9 protein-coding genes are annotated in these 9,886 nt (G+C 73.3%); 7 read left to right on the top strand and 2 right to left on the bottom strand.

Annotation, left to right across the window (positions count from 1 at the left end):
- Window positions 1-51 precede the first annotated feature (51 nt).
- The 5 genes from IF02_RS0131835 (at window position 52) to IF02_RS0131815 (ending at window position 4,870) form a co-directional block, all read left to right on the top strand.
- Complete coding sequence (locus tag IF02_RS0131835; protein ID WP_037837539.1) at window positions 52-1,338, top strand: sensor histidine kinase; 1,287 nt, start codon at window positions 52-54, stop codon at window positions 1,336-1,338.
- Window positions 1,335-2,015 carry a response regulator transcription factor gene (locus IF02_RS0131830; protein ID WP_030163236.1) on the top strand — a complete coding sequence of 227 codons (681 nt, stop codon included), beginning with the start codon at window positions 1,335-1,337 and terminating at the stop codon, window positions 2,013-2,015. Before IF02_RS0131835 ends, IF02_RS0131830 begins: the two co-directional genes overlap by 4 nt.
- Before the next feature lie 62 nt (window positions 2,016-2,077).
- The gene (locus IF02_RS0131825) at window positions 2,078-3,526 is read left to right on the top strand and encodes a peptidoglycan D,D-transpeptidase FtsI family protein (RefSeq protein WP_030163233.1); all 1,449 of its coding nucleotides are present in this window, start codon (window positions 2,078-2,080) and stop codon (window positions 3,524-3,526) included.
- Between the two features lie 62 nt (window positions 3,527-3,588).
- Window positions 3,589-4,104: a GNAT family N-acetyltransferase gene (locus IF02_RS0131820; RefSeq protein ID WP_030163230.1), complete on the top strand. Its 516-nt coding sequence runs from the start codon at window positions 3,589-3,591 to the stop codon at window positions 4,102-4,104.
- A 58-nt stretch (window positions 4,105-4,162) separates the two neighbouring features.
- Window positions 4,163-4,870: a DsbA family oxidoreductase gene (locus tag IF02_RS0131815; protein ID WP_030163227.1), complete on the top strand. Its 708-nt coding sequence runs from the start codon at window positions 4,163-4,165 to the stop codon at window positions 4,868-4,870.
- Between the two features lie 49 nt (window positions 4,871-4,919).
- Here IF02_RS0131815 and IF02_RS0131810 read toward each other — a convergent pair whose 3' ends face one another.
- A complete protein-coding gene (locus IF02_RS0131810; protein ID WP_037837536.1) occupies window positions 4,920-5,987 on the bottom strand; it encodes a pyridoxal-phosphate-dependent aminotransferase family protein in 1,068 nt (355 codons plus the stop codon).
- A gap of 78 nt (window positions 5,988-6,065) precedes the next feature.
- On the opposite strand from IF02_RS0131810, the gene IF02_RS0131805 reads away from it, so the two are divergent.
- Together IF02_RS0131805 and IF02_RS0131800 are read left to right on the top strand one after the other, a co-directional pair.
- Window positions 6,066-7,154: an amidohydrolase family protein gene (locus tag IF02_RS0131805; RefSeq protein ID WP_030163220.1), complete on the top strand. Its 1,089-nt coding sequence runs from the start codon at window positions 6,066-6,068 to the stop codon at window positions 7,152-7,154.
- Window positions 7,155-7,521: 367 nt separating this feature from the next.
- Window positions 7,522-8,457, top strand: a complete 936-nt coding sequence (locus tag IF02_RS0131800) for an SCO1860 family LAETG-anchored protein (RefSeq protein WP_030163218.1) — start codon at window positions 7,522-7,524, stop codon at window positions 8,455-8,457.
- A 3-nt stretch (window positions 8,458-8,460) separates the two neighbouring features.
- On the opposite strand, the gene IF02_RS0131795 is transcribed toward IF02_RS0131800, so the two are convergent.
- Window positions 8,461-9,699, bottom strand: coding sequence for a CapA family protein (locus IF02_RS0131795; RefSeq protein WP_030163214.1), 1,239 nt, complete (start codon window positions 9,697-9,699; stop codon window positions 8,461-8,463).
- Window positions 9,700-9,886: the final 187 nt, after the last annotated feature.

Here is a 9,886-nt window from a genome sequence, read left to right as displayed (position 1 = left end):
GGGCAGGGGCGGGTCGGGGGGATGCCGGGGGGCGATGGGATGGGGACGGGGATGCGGGCCGGTGTGGGCCTGGTGCTGGGGGCGCGGGCCCGGCTGCGCTGGGTGCACCTGATCCTCGGCGGGGCCCTGCTGATGCCGTACTTCCTCCTCGCCCAGGTGGTGGTCAGCGTCTGGTCCGGCCGGGGCGGCTTCTTCAACTCGACCCCGCTGACCTTCGCCTCGTACGGGCTGTCCCTGCCGCTAGCCGCCGCGACCGCCGTGTTCGGGCCGGTCCGGCCGCTGTCGGCCGGAGCCGTACGGGCCCTGTGCGGGGTGCCGGGCGAGCGGCTGGCCGCCGGGCCGGCCCGGTCCTGGGCGGCGCGGGGGCGGACCTCGGCCTGGTGGACCCTGCACCTGGGGGTCGGGGCGGTGCTCAGCGGGATGAGCCTCGCGGTGCCGCCCATGGCGGCGGTGCTGATCGCGCTGCCGTTCGTGAGCGGGCTGCGGACCGCCGAGCTGGGGCTGGGCCGGCTCAGCACCGGCGCCGCGCCGTACGTCGCCCCGCTGCTCGGGATCGGGCTGCTGAGCGGGCTGGCCCTGTGCGCCGCGGGGGCCGGTGCGCTGCTGGCCCGGATGGCGCCCGTACTGCTCGGGCCGACGGCGGCGGACCGGCTGGCCGCGGCCGAGGAGCGGGCCGCCGAGCTGGCCGTGCGCAACCGGCTGGCCCGGGAGCTGCACGACGCGGTCGGGCACGCCCTGAGCGCCGTCACCCTCCAGGCGGTCGCCGCCCGGCGGGTGCTCGACAGCGACCCCGGGTTCGTACGGGAGGCACTGGCCGCGATCGAGGACACCACCCGGCGGACGGTCGGCGAGCTCGACGCCGTGCTCGGCCTGCTGCGGGACGGAGACCCGGCCCGGCCCGACGCCGCGCCCGCCCCGACCCTCGCCGCCGACCTCGACGGACTGCTGGCCCGCACCCGGGCCGCCGGGACCGCCGTCACCGCCCACCAGGACCCCGGACCGGCCCGGAACTGGGAGCAGCTCCCGGCGATCGCCTCCCGCGAGGCGTACCGGATCGTCCAGGAGGGTCTGAGCAACGCCCTGCGGCACGGCACGGGACCCGTCGAGCTGCGGATCGCCGTACGGGACACCGAAGAGGGCACCCCACGTGAACTGGAGATCACCATGACCAATCCACCGGGCCCCGCCGGCGGGCCGCAGCCCCGTACCACCGGGGGGCGCGGGCTGCGGGGCGCCGCCGAGCGGGCCACCCTGCTCGGCGGCCGCGTCGAAGCCGGCCCGCACCGGGGGCAGTGGCGGCTGCGGGCCGTCCTCCCGCTCGGCGGGGGACCCCGATGAGCCCGGTGCCCGCCGCGCGCCGGCCGCCGCTGCGCATCGTGCTCGCCGACGACGAGCGGATGGTCCGCACCGCCCTGCGGGTCATCCTCGAAGCCGAACCCGATCTGGAGGTCGTCGGCGAGGCGGCCACCGGCGCCGAGGCCGTCCCGCTGGTCCGCTCCCTGGCCCCCGACGTGGTGCTGATGGACGTCCGGATGCCCGAGATCGACGGCATCCGGGCCACCGAACAGATCATCGCCACCATGGCCGAACCGCCCCGGATCGTGGTCGTCACCACCTTCGAGAACGACGCGTACGTCTACGACGCGCTGCGCGCGGGCGCCGCCGGGTTCCTCCTGAAGCGGGCCGAGCCCGACGAGCTGATCGGCGCGGTCCGCCTCGTCACCCGCGGCGACAGCCTGCTCTTCCCGGCGGCCGTCCGCGCCCTGGCCGCGTCCCACGCGCCCGGCACCCAGGGCCCCGCCGCCCCCTGGGTGGCGCGGCTCACCGGCCGGGAGGCCGACGTACTGCGCCTGATGGCCACCGGACTGTCCAACCACGAGATGAGCGAGCGCCTCGGCGTCGGCCCGCAGACGGTCAAGACCCACGTCGCCGCGGTCCTCTCCAAGACCGGGTCCCGCGACCGCACCCAGGCGGTCATCGCGGCCTATGAGGGCGGCTTCATGAAGAAAGACTGAGAACCCGGCCACAATCGGGGCAGAGCGGAACGCTCGCGGGCCTTGGCGCGTCCTTCTGGGGGATGAACAAAACGATCAGGCGTGCGTCGGTCTTCTGTCTGCTCCTGGTGCTGGCCCTTTTGGTGCGGGTCACCTGGGTGCAGGCCTACCAAGGCCAGGCCCTCGCAGACAACGAGAACAACCGGCGGAACCTCATCGGGCAGTACGAGAACCCGCTGGGCAACATCATCGTGGGCGGGGAGGCGATCACCGGCTCGGTGAAGACGGACGGGAAGGACTTCGGCTACAAGCGCACCTACGTCAACGGCCCGCTCTACGCGCCGCTCACCGGCTACAGCTCCCAGGCCTTCGGCACGAGCATGCTGGAGGGCGTCTACAAGAAGATCCTCAACGGGTCCGACGACCGGCTCAAGACGGTGATGGACATGCTCACCAACAAGCGGGCCGCGCCGGGCAACGTGCTGACCACCGTCGACAAGGACGTGCAGACGGCCGCGTACGACGCGCTCCAGGGCAAGCAGGGCGCCGCCGTCGCCATCGACCCGGTGACCGGCGAGATCCTCGCCATCGTGAACAACCCCTCGTTCGATCCGGGCACCATCGCCGGCGCCAACGACACGGCCGCCTGGGAGAAGCTGATCGAGGACAAGGGCAAGGCCCTGGAGAACGTGGCCCTGCGCAAGCCGCAGGCGCCCGGCTCCACCTTCAAGCTGGTCACCCTCGCGGCGGCCATCGAGAACGGGCTGGTCACCAACCTCGACACGCCGACCGGCACCCCGGACCCGTACACGATCCCCGGGACCCGGACCCAGCTGCCCAGCGAGGCGGGCTCCGCCGCCTGCAACAACGTCTCGGCGCGCACCGCGCTGCGGCTGTCCTGCAACAACGTCTTCGCGGAGCTGGCGCACAAGCTCGGCCAGGACAAGATGCGGGCGATGGCCGAGAAGCTCGGTTTCAACACCGAGATCGCGACGCCCGTCACCGCCCGCCCGGCGAGCAAGTACCCGACGAACAAGATGTCCGTCGACCAGGTCGCACAGACGGGTATCGGCCAGTTCGACGTGCAGGCCACCCCGCTCCAGATGGCGATGGTGACCGCCGCGATCGAGAACGGCGGCAAGCTCGTCGCCCCGCACTCGGTCTCCGAGGTCACCGACGCGAACGGCAACGTGCTGGAGAGCTTCAAGAACCCGAAGTCCGAGCAGGTCATGAAGGCCAAGACCGCTTCGATGCTCCAGGACGCGATGCGGACGGTCGCCACCGAGGGCGGCGGCAAGCCCGCGCAGGTGGCGGGCGCCGAAGTGGGCGGCAAGACCGGTACCGCGCAGCGTGGCGTGAACAACAGCCTGCCGCCGCTGGCCTGGTTCACCTCGTACGGCAAGCTCGGCGGCAAGCAGATCGCGGTTGCCGTGGTGATCGAGAACTCGGACACCGACCGCTCCGAGATCGGCGGCGGCAAGCTCGCCGCCCCCATCGCCCAGAAGATGATGGAGGCGTGGCTGAAGAAGTAGCCGCGCCGCCCGCTCCACGACGCGCCGGGAACCGACATGGTTCCCGGCGCGTTTTATTTCCCATGATCAGAACCGCGCTGCCCGCAGATCTCGATGCCATAGCGGCCCTCCACACCCGCGCCCGGGCCACCTACTACCGCGGCCGCATCCCCGAGGACGCCTACGCCGGCGAAGCCGAACTCGCGCGGACGCGCGAGGGCTGGTCGATGGCGGTCGCCCGGGCCGCGGGCGAGGGCGGGGTGCTGTGCGCGGAGCAGGACGGGGAGCTCACGGGGGTCGCCGCCTTCCGCACGGCGGACGGCGAGACCACGCTCACCCAGCTGCACGTGGACCCGGTCCACTGGCGCCGGGGCACCGGGGCCGCCCTGCACGCGGCCTGCGTGGACGCGTGGCGGCGGGCCGGGATCGGCCGGGTCCGGCTGGAGGTCTACGAACACAACCTCCGGGCCCAGGCCTTCTACGCCCGGCAGGGCTGGCACCCGGATCCGGCGGATGCGGATGCGGAGCGGTCCGGCTCGCACCTCACGCTGTGGCTCAGCGTCGGGTCCGGGGAATGTGACGCCCGGACGGGTGGTTGAAGCAGAAACCGTCCCATCCCGGAACATCCCGTCCCGGAACAAGGAGAGAAAGAGGATCATGCGCGTCGAGATCTGGAGCGACATCGCCTGCCCCTGGTGCTACATCGGCAAGGCCCGGTTCACGAAGGGGCTGGCCGAGTTCGCGCACCGCGACGAGGTGGAGGTCGTCTTCCGGTCCTTCGAGCTCGACCCGAACAGCCCCAAGGGCACGACGGCGCCGGTCCTGGAGATGCTCGCCAAGAAGTACGGCCGCACCCTCGACGAGGCGCGCGGCATGGAGGAGCACGTCGCCGCGAGCGCGCGGGCCGAGGGGCTGACGTACCGCACCGACGGCCGTGACCACGGCAACACCTTCGACATCCACCGCCTGCTGCACCTGGCCGCCGCCCGCGGCCGCCAGGAGGAGCTGCTCGACCTCGCCTACCGGGCGAACTTCGCGGAGGAGCGGTCGGTATTCGACGCCGAGGTGCTGGTCGCCCTCGCGGTCGAGGCGGGCCTGGACGAGGCCGAGGCCCGTACGGTCCTCGCCGACGACACCGCCTACGCCGCCGAGGTACGCGCGGACGAGCGCGAGGCGGCGGAACTCGGCGCCAACGCCGTGCCGTTCTTCGTCCTCGACCGCCGCTACGGGATCTCCGGCGGCCAGCCCGCCGAGGTGTTCACCCAGGCCCTGGAACAGGCCTGGGCCGGCCGCGAGGTCCCCGAGCCCGCCACCGAGGCCGAGGCCTGCACCCCGGATGGCGCCTGCGCCGTCCCCCAGGCCTGACCGGGGCCCGGCCCCGGGTCGCCCGCGGCTCCGGCCCCGGGCGACCCGGTCAGTGCAGGGTTTCCGACCAGGCGGCTTCCGCGGCGGCCACGGCATCGGCGGGATCCGTCCCGAGGGCCGCGGCCAGGGCCGTCAGGGACGTGAGGACCGCATCGAGGGATGCCGCCTGGCCGTAGTGGTTGACGCGGATCATCTCCCCGGCCCCCGCCACGGGGGCCGCGGGGGCGGCGGCCAGGGCCTTGGACACCACCAGGGAGGCCTCCGGTACGCGGAGCGTGGTGGCCACCGGAGCCGCCTCCTCGGGGCGGGTGACGTACGGGGCCAGGCCCAGCGGCTGCGCGCCCGCGCGGGTCGCCGCCGCCGCGGCGGCGTGCCGGGCCATCACCGCCGACAGCCCCTCGGCCGCGATCCGCTCCAGGCAGGCCTCCAGCGCCAGCATCTCCAACTGCGCCGGGGCGTGCGGCAGAGCCCCCCGGCCCGCGTCGATCCAGCGCTCCTTCCAGTCCAGGAGGGAGAGGTACGAGCGGCGCGGGGCGGCCGGGTTCTCCGCGAAGCGGGCCCACGCGCGGTCCGAGACCGACACCGCCGAGACCCCCGCCGGGCCGCCCATCGCCTTCTGGGCGCCGATCACGCACAGGTCCACGCCCCACGCGTCCGGCAGCAGCGGCTCCGCGCCCACCGAAGCCACCGCGTCCAGCATGAACAGCGCCCCGTGGGCCCGTACCGCCTCGCCGATCTCCGCCACCGGGTTGGTGTTCCCGGTCGCCGCCTCCGCGTGGACCAGCGAGACGAAGTCGATCTGCGGGTGCTCGGCCAGCGCCCGGGCCACCTGCTCCGCCGTCACCGCCGTGTCGAACGGCACCGCCAGGTCCACCACGCCCGCACCGCAGTCGCGCAGCCAGTTGCCGAAGGTGTTCCCGTACGGACCGGTCACCACGTTCAGCGCCGTCGAACCGGGCCGCGCCCCCGACCGGATGCACCCCTCCAGCGGCAGCAGCGCCTCGCCCTGCGTGATCACCACGTCGTGCCGGGTGGAGAGGAGGTCCGCGACCCCCTGCTCGATCGACGCGAAGTGCTCCGCCGTGAGCGGCGGGAGGTCCAGCAGGGGGTGCGTCACGGTGGTGCTCTCTCTTCGTCCGCTGCGTCCGGGGTCTACCCGCACGAGCGTACCGAGACCGCACGTACAGTGCGGAACATGACCGATGACGTGCTGCATGTGAAGGGGCGTGTGCTCGTCGGACCCGACGACGCGCGCGACGAGCTCTGGGTGGTCGGCGGCCGGATCTCGTACGAACGCCCGCACGGGGCCCGCGAGATCACCACGGTGTCCGGCTGGGCGCTGCCCGGCCTGGTGGACGCACACTGCCACGTGGGGCTCGACGCCCACGGCCCGGTCGACGCGGAGACCGCCGAACGCCAGGCCCTGACCGACCGCGACGCCGGCACCCTGCTCATCCGCGACGCCGGATCCCCCTCCGACACCCGCTGGATCGACGACCGCGAGGACCTGCCGAAGATCATCCGGGCCGGCCGCCACATCGCCCGGCCGCGCCGCTACATCCGCAACTTCGCCCACGAGATCGAGCCGGCCGACCTCGTCGCGTACGTGGGCCGCGAGGCGCAGCGCGGCGACGGCTGGGTCAAGCTGGTGGGTGACTGGATCGACCGCGAGGTCGGGGACCTGGCGCCCTGCTGGCCGCGGGCCGAGGTCGAGGCGGCCATCGCCGAGGCGCACCGGCTCGGCGCCCGCGTCACCGCGCACTGCTTCGCGGAGGACTCGCTGCGCGACCTGGTCGAGGCGGGCATCGACTGCGTCGAGCACGCCACCGGGCTCACGGAGGACACCATCCCGCTGTTCGCGGAACGCGGGGTGGCGATCGTCCCGACCCTCGTGAACATCGCGACGTTCCCGAAGATGGCGGCGGGCGGCGAGGCCAAGTTCCCGCGCTGGTCGGCGCACATGAGGCGGTTGCACGAGCGCCGTTACGACACCGTGCGGGCCGCCTACGACGCGGGCATCGGCGTGTACGTGGGCACCGACGCGGGGGGTTCCCTGCCGCACGGCCTGGTCGCGGCCGAGGTCGCGGAGCTGGTGCGGGCCGGGATCCCGGCTCTGGAGGCGCTCTCGGCGACGACGTGGGCGGCCCGCGAGTGGCTCGGCAGGCCGGGCCTGTCCGAGGGGGCGCCGGCGGACCTGGTGGTCTACGACGCCGACCCGCGGGCCGACGTACGGGCGCTGGCGCAGCCGCGGCGCGTGGTCGTGAACGGCAAGGTGCGCGCCTGAGGGCCGAGCCGACCTGCCTGGACCCACCGGACCCGCCTGGACCCACCGGACCCGCCTGGACCCACCGGTTGACCCGCCGGTTGACGTGTTGCGTGACGCCGGTGCCACGGCGGTCGTTGTGAACGGCCGCCCGGGGCACCGGCGTCGGCGTGTTCCCCACTTCTGTGTGGCGAAAAAGAACTCCCGTTCCTGGTGATGCGCAGTTAATCGAATACATGCATGGAAAACACCCTTTGGGGTGAACTCACGTCAGGTCGTCGCCCGTTCACTCTCCGCGCGTAAAGATTCCCAGGGTCAGAGGCCGTCGGCGCGCGATGTCCCCCATTGGCGGCGCGACGGCTCCCATCTCCCCGGGGGTTCCACCACCTTGAACAGCAACACCTTCCGCATGCCCGCAGCCGTCCTGATCGCCACGGGAGCGGTCGCCCTGCTCACCGCCCCGCCCGCCCTCGCCACCGGAGGAGACGGCTCCACCGGCGGGGGCGAGGGCAAGGCCGGCGCGGTCGTCCTGCGCGCCGGCCTCGACGTGGGCCTGCTCAACAAGACCGTCCACCTGCCGCTGACGACCACCCTCAACGAGGTCAGCGCCCCCGCGACGGCACAGAAGACCGCCCTGTCCGTGACCCTGGACGGGGTCGAGGGAGGGCAGCCGGTGAGCGTGCTGCGCGCCGACGTGGCCACCTCCAAGGCCACCGCGGACAAGAACCGCGCCGAGGCGGAGGCCAACCTGGCCAATGCCAAGGTGCACGTGCCGGGGCTGCCCGCGCTCTCCCTGATCCAGGTGGAGAAGGTCACGTCCAAGGCCGTGTGCGAGGCGGGCAAGAAGCCCGTGGCCAGCTCGAACGTGCTGGGGTCGGTCACCGTGCTCGGCAAGAAGGTCACCCTCTCGGCCGGCGGCCCGACCAAGGTCGAGATCCCCAAGGTCGGCATGGTCAGCCTGGAGCTCTCCGGCACCCGGACCACCTCCACCACGGCCGCCGCGGCCGCGCTCCGGCTGAAGGTGTCCGTGAACCCGCTCGACCTGAACGTGGCCCAGGTCGAGGGCGAGGTCGTGCTCGCCGAGGCGCACTGCGAGTCCCCGGCCGGGGCGCCGGCCCCCGAGCCCTCGGCGAAGTCCGACATCAAGCCGCAGACGGGAGCCGTCGGCGCCGGCTCCGGCACCGGCTCCGGCATCACCACCGAGGCCAACCTGGCCGAGACCGGCGGCGGTTCGGTGACCCCGTACGTCGCGGGCGGTGCGCTGGTCCTGCTCGGCATCGGGGCCGCCGCACTGGTCGTGACCCGGCGCGGCCGCACCTCGTAGCCCTCAGCGGGTGGCGCGCTCCAGGCCCTGCTTGTCCGCTCCGCGCGCCAGCACCGCCTCGCTGACCTGCTTGTCGACGGCGGCGTACGCGGACTTCGCGGCGGCCCCGAGCCCCGGGTCGGAGGCGGCGCAGGAGGTGCAGACCACGCGGAACGGCGTGTTCATGTCCGAGTACTGCGTGAGGTATTCGGCCTTGGTCACGTCCCAGCGGCCGGGGTGGGCGGCCGAGGGGGTGAAGGTGAAGCGCGGGATCGAGGACATGTTGCCGCGCGCCTTGTCGGCCTCGTAGAAGCTGGCGATCTGGTCGCCCATGCCGAAGACGACCCACGTGCCGTTGATCTTCTCGTACGGCTGCGGCACGTGGTTGTGCGTCCCGATGATCAGGTCGATGTCGGGGAGCCCGTCCGGGCCGCGCGATGCGGTCAGCGCCTGCGCCAGCTCGCGCTGCTGCTGATCGGGCGCCGTCTGCCACTCGGTGCCCCAGTGGACGCTGAGGACGACGACGTTCGCGCCGGCCGCCCGGGCCGCGCGGGCGTCGGCGACGATCCGGTTCTGGTCGATCAGGTTGACGGACCAGGGCTTGCCGGCCGGGACCGGGATGCCGTTCGTCCCGTACGTGTAGTCCAGCTGGGCGACCTTGGCGCCGCCGGCGGAGAGCACCGCCGGGGCCTTGGCCTCATCGGCGCTGCGGGCCGAGCCGACGTGCTTGATGCCGACCCGGTCGAGGTGGTCCAGGGTGCGGACGAGACCGTCGTAGCCGTCGTCCAGGGTGTGGTTCGAGCCGGTCGAGCAGCTGTCGTACCCGGCGTCCTTCAGTGCGTCGGCCAGCTGGTGCGGGGCCTTGAAGGCGGGATATCCGGTGTAGGGGCCGCCGGGCCGGCCGTACGGTATCTCGTGGTGGCATATCGCCAGGTCGGCGGCGGCCACCAGCGGCTTGACCCCCGCGAGTATCTTCCGGAAGTCGTGGCTCTGGCCGCTGCCCCGGGCGTCGTCCGCGGCGCGCTGGACGATCGACGGGTACGGGATGATGTCGCCGGTCGCGACCAGCGTGAACGGCTTGGCGCCGGCGGGCGCCGTGGGGCTCGCCTTGCCCTGACCCGCCTTGCCCTGCCCGGGCTTGGCCCCGAGGCGCTGCTCGCCGGCGTCCTTGCCGTGGTCGAGCAGGCTCGGCAGGGCGAGGATCCCGCCGGCTATGGCCGCCACTGCCGCCACGGCCAAAGCCGTGCTGGCTGATGTCTTCATTCCGGACCCCCCGGGGCTTCCCTGCTGATGCCGAGATCATCGCCTACCTCCGGCCGCCCCGCCAACGGAGCCGGAGCGTCCGCATAGCCTCGGCGCCGCAGGTCAGGGGTGGGGGCTGCCCGCCGCAGGTGAGGGCAGGTGGGACGGGCGGGGCGGCCGGAGGTAGGCGATGATCTCGGCATCAGCA

The sequence above is a fragment of the Streptomyces sp. NRRL S-244 genome (assembly GCF_000717915.1).
Classification (GTDB): domain Bacteria; phylum Actinomycetota; class Actinomycetes; order Streptomycetales; family Streptomycetaceae; genus Streptomyces.
The sequence above is the reverse complement of the archived record's forward strand: the minus strand, read 5'-3'. Positions and strand labels throughout refer to the sequence as shown.

Coding starts and splice junctions, on each gene's coding strand:
- IF02_RS0131805 (WP_030163220.1), top strand. CDS start 6,066: ATGACCGATGACGTGCTGCATGTGAAGGGGCGTGTGCTCGTCGGACCC.
- IF02_RS0131830 (WP_030163236.1), top strand. CDS start 1,335: ATGAGCCCGGTGCCCGCCGCGCGCCGGCCGCCGCTGCGCATCGTGCTC.
- IF02_RS0131820 (WP_030163230.1), top strand. CDS start 3,589: ATGATCAGAACCGCGCTGCCCGCAGATCTCGATGCCATAGCGGCCCTC.
- IF02_RS0131795 (WP_030163214.1), bottom strand. CDS start 9,699: ATGAAGACATCAGCCAGCACGGCTTTGGCCGTGGCGGCAGTGGCGGCC.
- IF02_RS0131835 (WP_037837539.1), top strand. CDS start 52: ATGCGGGCCGGTGTGGGCCTGGTGCTGGGGGCGCGGGCCCGGCTGCGC.
- IF02_RS0131815 (WP_030163227.1), top strand. CDS start 4,163: ATGCGCGTCGAGATCTGGAGCGACATCGCCTGCCCCTGGTGCTACATC.
- IF02_RS0131825 (WP_030163233.1), top strand. CDS start 2,078: ATGAACAAAACGATCAGGCGTGCGTCGGTCTTCTGTCTGCTCCTGGTG.